A 14,965-nucleotide genomic window follows, 5' to 3' on the forward strand; every position below is an offset into this window, starting at 1 on the left:
GTGTGGAGGCGAGGCGGGCTGCGCGCGACCGGACGGGTGCGTGCGCGGCGCGGGGCGGTGCGCCATGATCAGGCCATGGCGCAGACCGAACCGCAAGCAGGTGGCCCCGTGGACCCGCCCGAGGTGACGGTGACGATCGAACGACGGCGCAGCGGCTGGGACGTCGCTCTCGGGATCCTCATGGTGGTCGCGGGGCTGCTCATCCTGGGCGACGTCGTGGTGGCCACCGTCGTGTCGGTCTTCCTCATCGGCTGGACCGCGATCGGCGCCGGCCTCGTCCTGGGGGTGTGGGCGTTCACGCGCTTCCGCGCCGGCGGGTTCTGGTGGGCGCTGCTCGGCGGCATCACCCTCGCCGGGCTGGGCGTGCTCGTGCTGCAGCATCCCGTGCGCGGCGCGTTGTGGATCACCGTCTTCATCGGCGCCGCGTTCGTCGCGGGTGGCGTCACCCGCGTCGTCGCGGCCGCCTCGCTCCCGCGGGGCAAGGGCCTGTTCGTGCTGACGGGGATCCTGTCGATCCTGCTCGGCGGCTGGATCCTGGTGTTCCCGACCGAGGCGACGCTCACCGTGCTCGGTGTGCTCCTGGGCGTCCAGGTGCTGGTCGAGGGCATCACGCTGCTCGTGGCGGGGCGGCCCCGCATCACGTCGGGTCCGCGTCCTCCTGCGGCGATGGCGTGACGGCGGGTCGACGCCGGAACGAGCTCACCAGCCGTGCGATGAGCGTGGCCAGGAAGATCTGCCCGACGAGCGCCTCGAGCGCCGCCAGCCCACGCCCGGCGCTGCTGGCGGCGGTGAAGTCCCCGTAGCCGAGCGTCGTGATCGTCGTGAACGAGAAGTACTGGAGCGTCTCCGGGTCGGGCGGTTCTCCGTTCGCGAAGAAGTCCCCACCCTGCAGCCACCCGACGACGCCGAAGACGGCGGCGAACATGAGCCCCACCAGGAGGTAGGCGGAGATCGCCCCGGCGATGACCCGCAGCGTCACGTCCTGCGCCGTCAGGATGCGGTCCATGATGCACACGAGCGTGGTGGCGAGCACCACCACGAGCACGCAGTCGGTGATGCCGTCGGCGTCCTCGGCCGGCAACGTCAGGAACGCCACGCACACGAGCACACCGCCGGCGATCACGATGCCGCGGACCACCGCCCGCAGCGGCGGCCGCGGCTGGGAGGCCTTGACGGCGAAGACCAGCGCGGTCAGGTTCAGCGCGGTGACGGCGATCCGCACCCACGGGTCGTCGTCGAGCACGGAGAGCACGTAGGCGCCGACCAGCAGCACCAGCACCGCGCCGAAGTGGTCGGGCTCCGCCCGCAGCCGTCCGACCGGCAGTCGTCGTACCCCTGGCATGTGTACCTCCCGGCGCGATGTCTCCGGCCGGAACGTATCAGGCACGGGGGGCGTCAGACCTCGAACACGTAGCCCATGCCGGGCTGCGTGATGATGTGGCGCGGCGCTGCGGGGTCGTCCTCCAGCTTGCGCCGCAGCTGCGCGGAGTAGACCCGCAGGTAGTTGGTCTCGTCGCTGTACGCCGGGCCCCAGACCTCCTGCAGGAGCTGACGCCGGGGGACGAGCCGTCCCCGGTTGCGCACGAGGACCTCGAGCATCGCCCACTCGGTCGGGGTGAGGCGGACCTCCGTACCGTCGCGCAGGACGCGGCGCCGAGCCAGGTCGATGCTCAGGGTGCCCGCCTCGACGAGCGCCGACTCGCCGTCGGCCGGGGCTGCGGAACGACGGACGGCGGCGCGCAGGCGGGCGAGCAGCTCGTTCATCGCGAACGGCTTGGTGACGTAGTCGTCGGCGCCGGCATCCAGCGCCTCGACCTTGTCCTCGCCGTGCTGCCGTGCGGACAGCACGACGACGGGCACGCGGCTCCAGGCGCGCAGCGCGGTCAGGACGTCGATCCCGCTGATGTCGGGCAGGCCGAGGTCCAGGAGCACGACGTCCGGAAGGTGCTCGGCCGCGGCGGCCAGCGCTCCCGCCCCGTCGGCCGCCGTGGTCACGTCCCAGCCCGAGGCGCGCAGCGTGATCGCGAGCGCGCGAGCGAGGCCCGGTTCGTCGTCGACCACCAGGACCCGGTTGCCCCCGCTCACGACGACGCCCCCGCGAGGGGCACCGTGACGAGCATCGTCAGGCCGCCACCGGGCGTGTCCTCGACCGCGAGCTCGGCACCGACGGCCGTCGCCAGGCCCTCCGCGACGGCCAGCCCCAGACCCAGGCCGGGGCCGGAGGTGTCGCCGAGGCGTTGGAACGGCGCGAACATCCCCTCCTTGAGGTCGCCGGGCACACCCGGGCCCTTGTCGACCACCCGCAGCACCATGCCGGCCGTCGACGCCTCGGCCGTGACGACGACGGGCGCGCCCGCGGGCGCGTGCCTGACGGCGTTCGAGACGAGATTGGCGACGACGCGCTCCAGCAGCCCGGCGTCGGTCAGCACGAGAGGCAGGGTCTCGGGCACCTCCATCCGGACGAGCTCGGGAGAGTGGCCCTCGATCGCGAGCGGCACGATCTCGTCGAGGCTCGTGGCCCGCAGCACCGGGCGCACGCTGCCGGTCTGGAGCCGGGAGAGGTCCAGCAGGTTGTCGATGAGCCGCTCGAGGCGCGCCGTCGACGTCGCGAGCGTCGTGACGAGCGCGGTGCGGTCGGCGAGGGTCAGGTGCAGGTCCTCGGAGGTGAGCCCGTCCACCGATGCGCGGATGGTGGCGAGCGGCGTGCGCAGGTCATGCGAGACTGCCGCGAGCAGGGCCGTGCGCGTCGCGTCGGCCTGCTCGAGCACCCGGGCCTGCTCGGCCTGCGCGGAGAGACGCTCGTGCTCCAGCACGATGCCGACCTGGGACGCGAACGCCTCGAGCACGCTGCGGTCGCTGGCGGCGAGCGACCGGCCGGTGAGGGCCAGGACGCGGTCGTCGTCGACAGTCAGGACCGTCTGCGCCAGCGCGGGGTCCTGGCACGGGTGCGAGCCGTCGGTCGCCAGCGTCCGCCACCCGTCGTCGGTCCGGGCCAGCAGCGCGACCGACTCGAGCGTGAACGTCTCGCGCAGGCGCGCGACGAGCGCCGCGGCCGTGTCCTCGCCGGACAGGACCGACCGCGAGACGGCTGCCAGGGCGGACGCCTCGGCGCGGGCCCGGAACGCCTCCGTCGCCGCGCGTGCGGCGCGGTCGACGACGGACGCGACACCAGCCGCGACCAGGACGAACACACCGAGCGCCAGCGCGTTCTCAGGCTTCTCGATGGTCAGGCGGCCCGTCGGGGCCGTGAAGAACCAGTTGAGGAGCAGGAAGCCGACCACCGCGCAGACGACGGCGGGCCACAGTCCGCCGACGAGCGCGACGAGCACGGTCAGGGCCAGGAAGAGCATCAGGTCGGTGGGCAGGCCGATGTTCTCCCGGACGGCCTCGAGCAGGAGCGTCATGGCGACCGGACCGAGGACCGCCACGACCCAGCCCGCGACCCGCCGCGACGTCGACAGCGGGGACCGCCGGACGCGTGGGCGGACGCCGCTGCGCGCACCCTCATGTGTGACGAGGTGGACGTCGATGGCACCGGCGAGCCGGGCGATCTCCGTGCCGTTGCCCTCGGAGAGCGCTTCGCGCCACCGGCTGCGCCGCGAGACACCGACGACGACCATCGTCGCGTTCACGCCGCGGGCGAAGTCGACGACCGCACGTGCGACACCCTCGCCGACGACCGTGTGGAACGTCCCGCCGAGCGACTCCACGAGCCGGCGGTGGTCGGCGAGATCCGCGGGCGGCACGCTCGGCAGCCCGTCGGTCGCGAGCACGTGGACGGCCAGCAGCTCCGACCCGGCGGCGCGCTGGGCGATCCGGGCGCCGCGCCGCAGCAGCGTGTCGGTCTCCGGGCCGCCGGTCACTGCGACGACGACGCGTTCGCGGGCCGGCCACGGGGCCTCGATGGCGTGGTCACGGCGGTACGCCGCCAGCGCGTCGTCGACGCGGTCGGCCAGCCACAGCAGCGCGAGCTCGCGCAGGGCCGTGAGGTTCCCGACCCGGAAGTACGACGAGAGCGACGCGTCGATCTGCTCGGCGCGGTAGACGTTGCCGTGCGCCATCCGCCGTCGCAGCGACTCGGGGGAGAGGTCGACGAGCTGGATCTGGTCGGCGTCGCGGACCACGTGGTCCGGCACGGTCTCGCGCTGCCGCACGCCCGTGATGGCCTCGACGTCGGCGTTGAGCGACTCCAGGTGCTGGACGTTGACGGTGGTGACGACGTCGATGCCCGCGGCGAGGAGGTCGTGCACGTCCTGCCAGCGCTTGGTGTGGCGCGAACCGGGGACGTTCGTGTGCGCGAGCTCGTCGACGAGCGCGACCTGCGGTGCGCGGACGATCACGGCGTCCGTGTCGAGCTCGGTGAACGACGCGTCCCGGTGCACCAGGCTCCGCCGGGGAAGGACCTCGAGGCCGTCGACCTGGGCGGCAGTCCCGGCGCGCCCGTGCGTCTCGATCAGGCCGACGACCACGTCCGTCCCGCGTGCGAGCCGGCGGTGGGCCTCGTCGAGCATCGCGTACGTCTTGCCGACCCCCGGAGCGGCGCCCAGGTAGACGGTGAGGCGGCCGCGCCGGTTCCCCGGCGCGGCCACGCCCACCTCGCGCTCGTCCGTCACGAGCCCATTGTCTGCAGCGCCAGGTTCAGGCGCAGCACGTTGACCCGCGGCTCGCCGAGGAAGCCGAGATCGCGGCCGACGACCTGCCGTTCCACCAGCGCGGCGATCTCGTCGCGGGACAGGCCCCGCTCGCGGGCGACACGGTTCACCTGCAGCCGCGCATAGGCGGGGGAGATGTCTGGGTCGAGGCCCGAACCCGATGCCGTGACCGCGTCCGGGGGCAAGGCCCCGGGAGCGACCCCGTCGGCTGCCGCGAGATCCGCGCGGCGCTGGTCGACGGCGGCGAGGAGGTCCCGGTCGAGCGGTCCCAGGTTCGAGCCGGCGGACGCGAGCGTGTCGTACCCGTCGCCGGCGGCGGACGGGCGCGGCTGGAACCACGACGGACCGTCGAAGGGCTGCCCGATCAGCGCCGAACCGACTGCCTCCGAGCGGTCGGTGGTCCGGCCGCCGTTCGCGGTGAGGAGCGACCCCTCGGCCTGCCAGCGCATGGTCACCTGGCTGATGCCGGTGACCATGAGCGGGTAGACGACGCCGAGCAGCACGGTCAGGACGAGCAGGACGCGCAGGCCCGCCCAGGACTGGCGCCAGAACGCGAGTCCGACCGTGCCGACCGGTCTGGTCGGCCGGGTACGAGTGGTCGTGGCGGTCATGACAGGACTCCGAGTGCCGAGATGATCAGGTCGATGAGCTTGATGCCGACGAACGGCGCGATGATGCCGCCCACGCCGTAGACCAGCAGGTTGCGGCGCAGGAGCGCGGACGCGGACGACGGCTTGTAGCGCACTCCGCGCAGTGCCAGGGGGAGGAGCCCGACGATGACGAGGGCGTTGAAGACGACCGCGGACAGGATCGCCGATTCCGGGCTGGACAGGCGCATGACGTTGAGGACGTCCAGCTGCGGGACCGCGACCGCGAACATCGCCGGGAGGATGGCGAAGTACTTCGCCACGTCGTTCGCCACGGAGAACGTGGTCAGTGCGCCGCGCGTGATGAGCAGCTGTTTGCCGATCTCGACGACCTCGATGAGCTTGGTGGGGTCGGAGTCGAGGTCGACCATGTTGCCGGCCTCCTTCGCGGCCGTCGTGCCGGTGTTCATCGCGACTCCGACGTCGGCCTGTGCCAGTGCCGGGGCGTCGTTGGTGCCGTCGCCGCACATCGCCACGAGCCGGCCGCCGGCCTGCTCGCGCCGGATGAGCGCGAGCTTGTCCTCGGGAGTCGCCTCGGCCAGGACGTCGTCGACGCCTGCCTCGGCGGCGATCGCCTTCGCGGTCAGCGGGTTGTCGCCGGTGACCATGACCGTGCGGATGCCCATCGCACGCAGCTCGTCGAACCGCTCGCGCATGCCGTTCTTCACGACGTCTTTGAGGTGGATGACGCCCAGGACGCGTGCCGGCCCGTCGCCGCGCTGCTCGGCGACCACCAGAGGTGTCCCACCGGCAGACGAGATCGCGTCGACGGTCGCGCGGACGTCGTCGCCCGTGTGACCACCGGTGGAGTGCACCCAGTGCGAGACGGCCGCGGCGGCGCCCTTGCGCACCCGCCGACCCTGCACGTCCACGCCGCTCATGCGGGTGCGTGCGGTGAAGGGCACCAGCTCAGCACCCACCAGGTCGCCCTCGGCCCGCTCCCGCAGGCCGAACTTCTCCTTGACGAGCACAAGCACGGAGCGCCCCTCGGGCGTCGCGTCGGCCATCGAGGACAGCTGTGCGCCGTCGGCGAGCTCACGGGCGTCCACGCCGGCCGCGGGCAGCAGCTCTGCGGCCTGCCGGTTGCCGAACGTGATCGTCCCGGTCTTGTCGAGCAGCAGCACGTCGACGTCACCGGCGGCCTCGACCGCGCGGCCGCTCATGGCCAGCACGTTGCGCCGCACCAGCCGGTCCATGCCGGCGATGCCGATCGCGGACAGCAGCGCACCGATCGTCGTCGGGATCAGGCACACCAGCAGCGCCACGAGGACGACGACGGGCGGAGCCGCGTCGGAGTACGCCGCGAAGGGCTGCAGCGTCACGACCGCCAGGACGAACACGATGGTCAGCGACGTCAGCAGGACGTTGAGCGCCACCTCGTTGGGCGTGCGCTGCCGCTGCGAGCCCTCGACCAGCGCGATCATGCGGTCGACGAACGTCTGGCCGGCCGGGGCGGTGATGCGCACCACGATCTCGTCGGACAGCACGACCGTTCCGCCGGTGACCGCCGACCGGTCCCCGCCGGACTCGCGGATGACGGGTGCGGACTCGCCGGTGATGGCTGATTCGTCGACGGACGCGACGCCCTCGATGACGTCGCCGTCGCCGGGGATCGTCTGGCCGGCGCTGACCACGACGACGTCCCCGACGCCCAGCGCGGACGACGAGACCTCGGTCGTGGGCCACGAACCGAGCCCGGTGGCCACCGCGATCTCGTCCGAGCCCGCGACCAGGCGGCGGGCGGCCGTCTCCCGTTGCGTCGCGCGCAGGGACGCGGCCTGCGCCTTGCCGCGCCCCTCCGCGACCGACTCCGCGAGCGTCGCGCACAGCACGGTGATCCACAGCCAGGCGGCGATCGACCACGCGAACACGCTCGGGTCGAGGACGGCCAGGACGGTGGTGAACAGCGCGCCGACCTCGACGACGAACAGGACGGGGGAGTCCCACAGTGCACGCGGGTCCATGCCGCGCAGCGCACCGGGGAGGGCTGCGAGCAGCTGGGACGGCGCGAGCGCGGACCGCGGTGCGGCGGGGGTGGGGGTGGTGGGCGCGGGCGCCGGGGCGCCCAGGGTGGTGGTGCTCATGACAGCGACTCCACGACGGGACCGAGCGAGAGGACGGGGACGAACGTCAGGCCGACGACCACGAGGGTCACGGTGACGAGGAGGCCGACGAACACCGGTGTGTGGGTCGGCAGGGTGCCGGCGGAGGCTGGCACCCGGCGGGCGCTCGCGAGGCGACCGGCCAGCGCGAGGACGAGCGCGATCGGCACGAACCGGCCGACCAGCATGGCCAGACCGAGCAGCGTGTCGTAGAACGGCGTCCCGGTGGTCAGCCCGCCGAACGCGGAGCCGTTGTTGTTGCCGGCCGACGCGAGCGCGTACACGACCTCGGAGATGCCGTGGGCGCCTGGCTCCTGGATCCCCGCCTGACCTGCGGGAAGCGAGATGGCGAGCGCGGAGCCCACGAGGACGACGGCCGGCATCGCCAGGACGGAGAGCGCGACGAGGGTGATCTCCGGCCGCGCCAGCTTCTTGCCCAGGTACTCGGGAGTGCGGCCCACCATGAGCCCCGCGAGGAACACGGCGACGACGGCGAGCACGACCATGCCGTAGACGCCGGAGCCGACGCCACCCGGTGCGACCTCGCCGAGCAGCATGTTCACCATCGCCACGCCGCCGCCCGGTGCGGTCAGGGAGTCGTGCATGGCGTTCACTGCCCCGGTCGACGTGCCGGTGGTCGACGCCGCGAAGAGTGCGGAGGCGGCCTCGCCGAAGCGGGTCTCCTTGCCCTCCATGGCTCCGCCGGCGGCCGCAGGGACCAGCCCGGGACCGGCCATCTCCGCCCACGTCAGGAGCGCGACCGACCCGGCCCACAGGACGCCCATCGTCGCGGCGATCGCGGTGCCCTGGCGTCGGTCACCGACCAGGACGCCGAACGTGCGGGGCAGGGCGAACGGCAGCAGGAGCAGCAGGATGATCTCGAAGATGTTGGTCCACGGCGTCGGGTTCTCGAACGGGTGCGCGGAATTGGCGTTGAAGAACCCGCCGCCGTTGGTGCCGAGCTCCTTGATGGCCTCCTGCGAGGCCACCGGGCCGCCCAGCGCCGTCTGCGTGCCGCCCGTGAGCGTGGTCAGGTCGGTGTGGGCGTGCAGGTTCTGGATGACGCCCCCGACGACGAGGACGAGGGCCGCGACGAACGCGAGCGGCAGCAGCACCCGGACGATCGTGCGCACCAGGTCGGACCAGAAGTTCCCGACCCGCCCCGCTGCCTCGTGCCGCGCGAACCCGCGAGCGAGCGCCGCCAGCACCGTCACGCCCACGGCGGCGGACGCGAAGTTCTGCACGGTGAACCCGGTCATCTGCAGCAGGTGACCCGCGGCCGTCTCGCCCGAGTACCACTGCCAGTTGGTGTTGGTGACGAACGAGACCGCCGCGTTCCAGGCGCCGGGCGCGTCCATGGGCGGCATGCCGATGTCGAGCGGGAGGTGGTCCTGCATCCGGGCGAGCCCGAACAGCAGGAGCACCGACGCCAGCGAGAAGCCGAGCAGCGAGAGCAGGTAGGTGCTCCACCGCTGGTCGGCATCGGGGTCGACCCGCATGAGCCGGTAGCCGGCCCGCTCGACGCGCAGGTGGCGGGGCGCGCTCAGGACGTGCGCGACGTAGTCGCCCAGGGGGCGGTGCGTTGCGGCGAGGACGCCGACGACGACCAGCACCTGGGCGACGGTGGTGAACGTGCTCACGCGCGTCACCGGACCTTGTCGGCGCGCAGCAGCTGCACGACGAGGTACACGAGCACGGCGCCGGCGACCAGCAGGCCGGCGAGATCCTCCCCGCTCATGTGCGGTCCACGCGGGAAGCGACGATCGCGAGCACGGCGAAGAAGCCGAGCGTCAACGCGAGAAAGGCCAGGTCAGCCACTGTTCTGCCTTCGACGAGCCGGCGGCCCGTGGGCACGGGCCGGCACCCGCGCACGGCGGGCACGGCACAGGTCTACGACCCGTGGCGGCGGCCGGCGGGGGCGTTGACGCATCCTTGACGCCGGGACGTGCCGACCTGACGGGACGCTGACTAGGACGTCAGCGCCATCACGATGAGCAGCTGCGTGATGAGGAACCCCATCACGAGGTTGAGCCACAGGAACCGGCGCCAGCCGCGGTTGGCCTGCTCGCAGTCCTCGTCGCGCAGGTCACGGAACGGCGCCACCGAGATCAGGTAGACGACGGGCACGGCGGCGGCGAGCATCCCGGGCCAGCCGGCGTCGAGCATCAGGACCGCGGCCGCCGCGTACCCGGCCATGGCGAGGCGGACCGTGCGGCGGGCGCCGAACGCGGTGGCGATCGACCCGATGCCGGCCTCGCGGTCGGCGGTGATGTCCTGCACGGCGCCGAACGCCTGCGATGCCGCGCCCCACAGGAAGTAGGCGGCGAGCACGGCGACCACGGGCCGCGTGAACGATCCGCCCGCGAGCGTGACCCCGAAGACGGCGGGGGAGACGAAGTGGGTGCTGGACGTGAACGAGTCCAGGACCGGGCGTTCCTTGAACCGCAGGTGCGGCGCCGAGTACGCGATGACCGCGAACACGCTGATCGCCAGCACCAGGTCCGACCAGCCGTTGCCGAGCCACACCAGCGCCACCAGGAACGGGACGTTGCTGACGACCGCGGCCCAGATCGTCGTCCGGTGCCAGCGGTCGGACAGCACCACGCCCTCCACGCCGCCCTTGCGGGGGTTGCGCAGGTCCGACTCGTAGTCGAAGACGTCGTTGATCCCGTACATCAGCAGGTTGTACGGGACCAGGAAGTAGAGGGTGCCGACGACGAGCGTCAGGACGTCGTCGCCACCCGCGAGCAGGAACGCCGCGGCAAAGGGGTAGGCCGTGTTGATCCAGGACAGCGGCCTCGACGAGCCGACGACCTGCGCGATCCCCGCGCGCACCGGGTGGGTGTCAACGGACACGGTCGGCCTCCCGGTCCGTCGTCCGGGCGGGCGCGGGAGCGAGCAGCGCCCACACCGACGGCAGCAGCAGGGCGGCGGCGATCGGCCACGCCAGGTCCTCGACCGGTGCCCGCCAGATGCGGATCCCGACGAGCTGAGCGTCCGCGTACCTGAACAGGTCCGCGAGCACCATGACGCTGTCGAAGACGATCGTCAGGGCGACGAGGACCATGGCTGTGACGGCCATCGCGGCGGCTCGTCGCGGGTCGGGACGGCGGACGGCAGCGACGACGGCGACGACAGCGGCGAAGGCCACGAAGAGCAGCGCCAGACCCAGGTAGCTCATCGGCCCTCCCCAGCGGCGAGCCCGCGCCTGACCATCGCGAGCACCACCATCGTCAGGTACGTCAGGAACGTGATGAACACGAGCTCCTCGACGGGCAGGTGCGGAGCGACCTCGACCCCCAGCATCGCGCTGCCCTTCCCACGCCCGTAGAAGCCCTCGTGGATCGCGACCACGTCCCACGCGAGGAAGAAGACCACGCCGGTGACCAGGACGACCAGGCCGCGGCGCAGGTCGGCCCACAGGAACAACCGGTAGCGCGCGTCGAGCGCCACGATGCATGCGAGCGAGACCAGCTCGAAGGTCAGGTACCAGCCCCTCATCCGACGGCCTGCCGGACGGGCTCGGGCAGCGGGCCCGACGAGGTGTCGCCCCGCAGGCGCTTGACCACGTTCTCCGCGCTGATCAGGCACATCGGCAGGCCGATCCCCGGCAGCGTGGACCCGCCTGCGTAGAGCAGGCCACCGACCTTGCGGGACGCGTTGCGGCCGCGCAGGAACGCGGACTGGCGCAGCGTGTGCGCCGGGCCCAGCGCGCCGCCCGACCACGAGGACAGGTCGCGGGCGAAGTCCGCCGGGCCGACGGTGCGGCGCAGCACGATGCGCTCGGCCAGGTCAGGGGTGCCGGTCCGCTCCGCGATGGTCGCGACGGCCGCGTCGACCGCCCGCTCGACCGCCTCGTCGCCCGCGCCGTCGAGGCCGCCGGACCCGATCGTGACGTCCGCCGGGACGGGGATGAGCACGAACAGGTTCTCCATGCCGGCGGGCGCGACCGACGGGTCGGTCCGCGACGGCGTGCAGACGTACATCGAGGCGTCGTCGGGCACGTGCTTGTCCGCCCCGAAGACCGCGTCGAAGTTCGTCCGCCAGTCGGCGTTGAAGAACATCGTGTGGTGCGTCAGCCCGGGCACACGTCCGCGCACGCCCAGGTAGGCCAGGACGGCCCCCGGGCCGGGGTCGCGGCGGCACCACCAGGACTCGGGGTAGGTCTGGAGATCGCGCGGGAGCAGGCGCGTCTCCAGGTCGTGCAGGTCCCCGGCGCCGACGACGACGTCCGCCGCGACGACGCCCTCGTCCGTCACGACGCCGCGCACGGCGCGGTCGTCGCCCGTGAGGATCGACGTGACGCGGACCCCTGTGCTGATCCGCGCGCCGGCGCTCGTCGCGAGGCGTGCCACGGCGTCGATGACCGTGCCGAATCCGCCCATGGGGTAGCGCACCCCGTCGGTCAGGTCGCAGTGGCTCATCAGGTGGTAGAGGCTCGGCGCGCGTTCGGGCGAGGTGCCGAGGAACACTGCCGGGTAGCCGAGCACCTGGCGCAGCCGCCGGTCGGTGAACCGGCCCGCGACGTGGCTCTCGAGCGACGTCGCGAGCAGGCGAGCGAGACGGGGGGAGCGCCGCACGGCCCGTCCGGAGAGCAGGGACCGGGGCGACGCGAAGGTGGTGTAGAGGAACTCGTCGAGGGCCAGGTCGTACGCGTCGCGGGCCGAGTCGAGGTACGCGTCCAGGGCCGCTCCCGCGCCGCGCTCGACCCGCTCGAAGAGCGCGGGCGCCTCGCCGGTCACGAGCTCGAGCGGGTCGGGTGCGCCCTCGAAGTACACGCGGTAGGCGGGGACGAGGTCGACGAGGTCCAGCTCCGCGTCCGCACTCGTCCCGCACAGCGCGAAGAAGTGCTCGAACACCTCGGGCATGAGGTACCACGACGGGCCCGTGTCGAACGTGAACCCGTCCTGGGACCACGTCCCGGCGCGCCCGCCCACCTGGTCGCGCTGCTCGAGCACCCGGACGTCGTACCCGTCGCGCGCCAGCAGGGCCGCAGACGCCAGCCCCGCGATGCCCGCACCGACGACGACCGCGCGCCGCCCGTTCACCGCGTCCCCGTCAGCAACGAGCCCACCAGCGACCGCGCGACGATCCGCACCTTCGCGGGCGTGCTCACACGGACACGGGTCCGGGCTATCTGTGCCGCCGGCGTCACGCGCAGGCGGTGGGACAGCGCCGCGAACAGGTCGTACGCGCAGCGCACCGCGCGACGCGACGACGAGGGCAGCGCGTCGATGGCGGGCGACGCGGCGGCCAGGTCGGCGTCGATGTCATCGAGCAGCTCGTCACGAAGCGCGTCGGTGAGCCCGCCCGGCACGACGCCGGCGAAGTACGTGCGGCCCAGCGTGTCGTGGTCCGCGGCGAGGTCACGCAGGAAGTTGACCTTCTGGAACGCGGCCCCCAGGCGCTGGGCACCGGGAGCGAGCTCGGCGTACCGCCTGTCGCGGTCCGGGTCCGCGGCCAGGAACGAGCGCAGGCACATGAGTCCGACCACCTCGGCCGAGCCGTACACGTAGGTGTCGAGCGAGTCGGCGTCGTGCTCGGTCCGCTCCAGGTCCGTGCGCATGGACGCGAAGAACGGGGCGACCAGGCTCTGGTCGATACCGCACGCCCGGGCCGTGCGCGCGAAGGCGTGCACCACGAGGTTCGTCGAGAAGCCACGCTCCATGGCGTGCGCGGTCTGGGCCTCCAGGTCCGCCAGCAGGTCGGAGCGCTCGGCGTCGGTCAGGTCGAGCGCGTCGGCGTCGACGATCTCGTCGGCCAGGCGGACCAGGCCGTAGATGCTGCGCACCTGCGTGCGGACGGGTTCGGCGAGCAGGCGGCAGGCGCGTCCGAAGGACGTCGAGTACTCCTCGACGATCTGGGCGGTCGCGTGCTCCGCAGCGGCGTCGTAGAGCCTCGCGCCGTCGTGGCGGTCGGCCCGTGCGCGCGCCTCGCGTGCCGTCGCCCTCATGCCGCCCTCCCCGGGTCCTTCGCGGCCAGGGCCGTCACACGTTCGACGACCTCGTCGAGGCCTACCGTACGTGCGAGCTCGCGAGCTGCGTGGACGTGCTCCTCGACGAGCTGCTCGACGGCCGTCCTCGCGCCGCAGCTCTCGAGCAGCGACCGCAGCGTGGCAGCCTGTGCGGCGCCGAGCTGGGGGTCGCCCAGGTGGGCGGCGACCGCCGGCCATGCGGACGTGCGTGCGGCGCAGGCGATCAGGGCCGTCATCTTGCCCTCGCGCAGGTCGGAGACGGTGCTCTTGCCCGTGACCTGCTCGTCGCCGAAGACGCCCAGCAGGTCGTCGCAGAGCTGGAACGCGGTGCCGAGGCGGTGCCCGACGCGCCCGACGACAGCCAGGTCCTCCTCCGATGCGCCCGCGGCGAGCGCGCCCGCCTGCAGGGGGAGCGCGAACGAGTAGGCGGCCGTCTTGTGGGCGGCGACCGCGAGCGTCTCCTCGAGCGTGGGCACCCGCGTGCCGAGACCCAGGTGCACGTCGTCGAGCTCGCCCGCGGCGCTCGTGCGCACCGCCTCGTGGACCAGCGCGACCAGCCGGGCGCCGACGCGGGCGTCGGTCGTCACGGTGGCGAGCTGGGCCATCGCGCCGACCAGCGCCAGGTCGCCGGCCAGGATGCCGGCGGCCTGGCCGTAGGCGGTGGCGGCGGCGGGCCGCGCTCCGGCGTCCGTGGCGCGGTGGGAGAAGATCCCCGAGACGTTGAGGCGCCCGCGGCGCCGGACGTCGTGGTCGATCACGTCGTCGTGCACCACGAAGGCCGTGTGCAGCAGCTCGATGGCCTCGCCCAGCCGCTCGGCGACGGCCGGTTCGGTGCCCCCGAACGCGGCGTACGCGTCCGCGACCAGCGCCGGACGCAGCCGTCGGCCGCCCTCGCCGGCGGACCGCAGCGCGACCCACAGCGCGCGGTACTCCGCCCCGTACGCGGCGGCGTGCGCCTGTCCCTCCGCGAAGAACCCGTCCACGTCAGCCCGCCAGGACCGCATCGGCGCGGTGGTTGTCCAGGCCATCGAGCGCGGCGAGCTCCGCGACCTGCCCGACGAGCCAGGGGCTCAACGCCCACGGGGCGGCTGCGGTGGCTCGGCCCAGCTCGGCGGTCGTCAGCCAGCGATGGTCCATGACCTCGTCGGGGTTCGGACGGAGCGACTGCCGCGTGGTGGCGAACCACACCGGGCAGAACTCGTTCTCCACCACCCCGGACGCGTCGGTGGCGCGGTAGCGGAACTCGGGGAGCACGAGGCGCAGCTCGTCGACCTCGATCCCGAGCTCGGTGCGGGCGTGCCGCCGCACGGCGTCGGGCATCCCCTCGTCGGGCCGTGGGTGGCCGCAGAACGCGTTGGTCCACACGCCGGGCCAGGTGCGCTTGGCCAGCGCGCGCCGCGTCAGGAGCACCAGGCCGTCCGGGTCGAACAGATAGCAGGAGAACGCCAGGTGCAGCGGGGTGGCGTCGTCGTGGACGGTGGAGCGCGGCGCGGTCCCGCACGGGCGGTGCTCCTCGTCGAGCAGGACGACGACGTCATCGGTTGCTGTCGGCATGCGAGCTCCTTGCGCAGGGGTGTGGTGAACTTCGAC

General features: G+C 73.1%; 15 protein-coding genes. 1 reads left to right on the top strand and 14 read right to left on the bottom strand.

Translation table 11 applies throughout. The features are described 5' to 3' along the window. The first annotated feature begins 75 nt into the window (after positions 1-75). The gene (locus IC607_RS06665) at positions 76-675 is read left to right on the top strand and encodes an HdeD family acid-resistance protein (protein ID WP_191786317.1); all 600 of its coding nucleotides are present in this window, start codon (positions 76-78) and stop codon (positions 673-675) included. Here IC607_RS06665 and IC607_RS06670 read toward each other — a convergent pair. The 14 genes from IC607_RS06670 to idi form a co-directional block, all read right to left on the bottom strand. Continuing rightward, entirely contained in the window at positions 638-1,342 is a 705-nt protein-coding gene (locus IC607_RS06670) for a potassium channel family protein (protein ID WP_191786319.1), read from the bottom strand. The two genes, IC607_RS06665 and IC607_RS06670, sit on opposite strands and share 38 nt — an antisense overlap. Before the next feature lie 53 nt (positions 1,343-1,395). Beyond that, the gene (locus IC607_RS06675; protein ID WP_191786322.1) at positions 1,396-2,085 is read right to left on the bottom strand and encodes a response regulator transcription factor; all 690 of its coding nucleotides are present in this window, start codon (positions 2,083-2,085) and stop codon (positions 1,396-1,398) included. Then, the gene (locus IC607_RS06680) at positions 2,082-4,613 is read right to left on the bottom strand and encodes a DUF4118 domain-containing protein (RefSeq protein WP_370526058.1); all 2,532 of its coding nucleotides are present in this window, start codon (positions 4,611-4,613) and stop codon (positions 2,082-2,084) included. Before IC607_RS06680 ends, IC607_RS06675 begins: the two co-directional genes overlap by 4 nt. After that, positions 4,610-5,263: a potassium-transporting ATPase subunit KdpC gene (gene kdpC, locus IC607_RS06685; protein WP_191786324.1), complete on the bottom strand. Its 654-nt coding sequence runs from the start codon at positions 5,261-5,263 to the stop codon at positions 4,610-4,612. Before kdpC ends, IC607_RS06680 begins: the two co-directional genes overlap by 4 nt. After that, positions 5,260-7,383, bottom strand: a complete 2,124-nt coding sequence (gene kdpB / locus IC607_RS06690; protein WP_191786326.1) for a potassium-transporting ATPase subunit KdpB — start codon at positions 7,381-7,383, stop codon at positions 5,260-5,262. Before kdpB ends, kdpC begins: the two co-directional genes overlap by 4 nt. Further along, positions 7,380-9,041, bottom strand: coding sequence for a potassium-transporting ATPase subunit KdpA (kdpA, locus tag IC607_RS06695; RefSeq protein WP_370526059.1), 1,662 nt, complete (start codon positions 9,039-9,041; stop codon positions 7,380-7,382). Before kdpA ends, kdpB begins: the two co-directional genes overlap by 4 nt. Before the next feature lie 94 nt (positions 9,042-9,135). Further along, positions 9,136-9,282 carry a hypothetical protein gene (locus tag IC607_RS06705; RefSeq protein WP_191786332.1) on the bottom strand — a complete coding sequence of 49 codons (147 nt, stop codon included), beginning with the start codon at positions 9,280-9,282 and terminating at the stop codon, positions 9,136-9,138. A gap of 87 nt (positions 9,283-9,369) precedes the next feature. Further along, positions 9,370-10,257 (bottom strand): prenyltransferase, encoded by an 888-nt coding sequence (locus tag IC607_RS06710; RefSeq protein ID WP_191786335.1) that lies wholly within the window; start codon positions 10,255-10,257, stop codon positions 9,370-9,372. Beyond that, positions 10,247-10,582, bottom strand: coding sequence for a lycopene cyclase domain-containing protein (locus tag IC607_RS06715; protein ID WP_191786337.1), 336 nt, complete (start codon positions 10,580-10,582; stop codon positions 10,247-10,249). Before IC607_RS06715 ends, IC607_RS06710 begins: the two co-directional genes overlap by 11 nt. Continuing rightward, on the bottom strand, positions 10,579-10,902 hold the full coding sequence (locus tag IC607_RS06720) for a lycopene cyclase domain-containing protein (protein WP_191786339.1): 324 nt from the start codon (positions 10,900-10,902) through the stop codon (positions 10,579-10,581). The genes IC607_RS06715 and IC607_RS06720 overlap by 4 nt, the downstream gene beginning before the upstream one ends. Then, positions 10,899-12,449 carry a phytoene desaturase family protein gene (gene crtI / locus IC607_RS06725; RefSeq protein ID WP_191786341.1) on the bottom strand — a complete coding sequence of 517 codons (1,551 nt, stop codon included), beginning with the start codon at positions 12,447-12,449 and terminating at the stop codon, positions 10,899-10,901. Before crtI ends, IC607_RS06720 begins: the two co-directional genes overlap by 4 nt. Beyond that, complete coding sequence (locus IC607_RS06730; RefSeq protein WP_191786343.1) at positions 12,446-13,354, bottom strand: squalene/phytoene synthase family protein; 909 nt, start codon at positions 13,352-13,354, stop codon at positions 12,446-12,448. The genes crtI and IC607_RS06730 overlap by 4 nt, the downstream gene beginning before the upstream one ends. Beyond that, on the bottom strand, positions 13,351-14,379 hold the full coding sequence (locus IC607_RS06735) for a polyprenyl synthetase family protein (RefSeq protein ID WP_191786345.1): 1,029 nt from the start codon (positions 14,377-14,379) through the stop codon (positions 13,351-13,353). Before IC607_RS06735 ends, IC607_RS06730 begins: the two co-directional genes overlap by 4 nt. Continuing rightward, the gene (idi, locus tag IC607_RS06740; RefSeq protein ID WP_191786347.1) at positions 14,360-14,929 is read right to left on the bottom strand and encodes an isopentenyl-diphosphate Delta-isomerase; all 570 of its coding nucleotides are present in this window, start codon (positions 14,927-14,929) and stop codon (positions 14,360-14,362) included. The genes IC607_RS06735 and idi overlap by 20 nt, the downstream gene beginning before the upstream one ends. Positions 14,930-14,965 lie beyond the last annotated feature (36 nt).

The organism is Cellulomonas sp. JH27-2, from assembly GCF_014837175.1.
In the GTDB taxonomy this organism is placed as follows: domain Bacteria; phylum Actinomycetota; class Actinomycetes; order Actinomycetales; family Cellulomonadaceae; genus Cellulomonas.

Excerpts from the sequence above, each read along its gene's own strand:
- IC607_RS06665 (WP_191786317.1), top strand. The coding sequence starts at position 76 with ATGGCGCAGACCGAACCGCAAGCAGGTGGCCCCGTGGACCCGCCCGAG.
- IC607_RS06670 (WP_191786319.1), bottom strand. The coding sequence starts at position 1,342 with ATGCCAGGGGTACGACGACTGCCGGTCGGACGGCTGCGGGCGGAGCCC.
- kdpC (WP_191786324.1), bottom strand. The coding sequence starts at position 5,263 with ATGACCGCCACGACCACTCGTACCCGGCCGACCAGACCGGTCGGCACG.
- kdpB (WP_191786326.1), bottom strand. The coding sequence starts at position 7,383 with ATGAGCACCACCACCCTGGGCGCCCCGGCGCCCGCGCCCACCACCCCC.
- IC607_RS06715 (WP_191786337.1), bottom strand. The coding sequence starts at position 10,582 with ATGAGCTACCTGGGTCTGGCGCTGCTCTTCGTGGCCTTCGCCGCTGTC.
- IC607_RS06720 (WP_191786339.1), bottom strand. The coding sequence starts at position 10,902 with ATGAGGGGCTGGTACCTGACCTTCGAGCTGGTCTCGCTCGCATGCATC.
- IC607_RS06730 (WP_191786343.1), bottom strand. The coding sequence starts at position 13,354 with ATGAGGGCGACGGCACGCGAGGCGCGCGCACGGGCCGACCGCCACGAC.
- IC607_RS06735 (WP_191786345.1), bottom strand. The coding sequence starts at position 14,379 with ATGCGGTCCTGGCGGGCTGACGTGGACGGGTTCTTCGCGGAGGGACAG.
- idi (WP_191786347.1), bottom strand. The coding sequence starts at position 14,929 with ATGCCGACAGCAACCGATGACGTCGTCGTCCTGCTCGACGAGGAGCAC.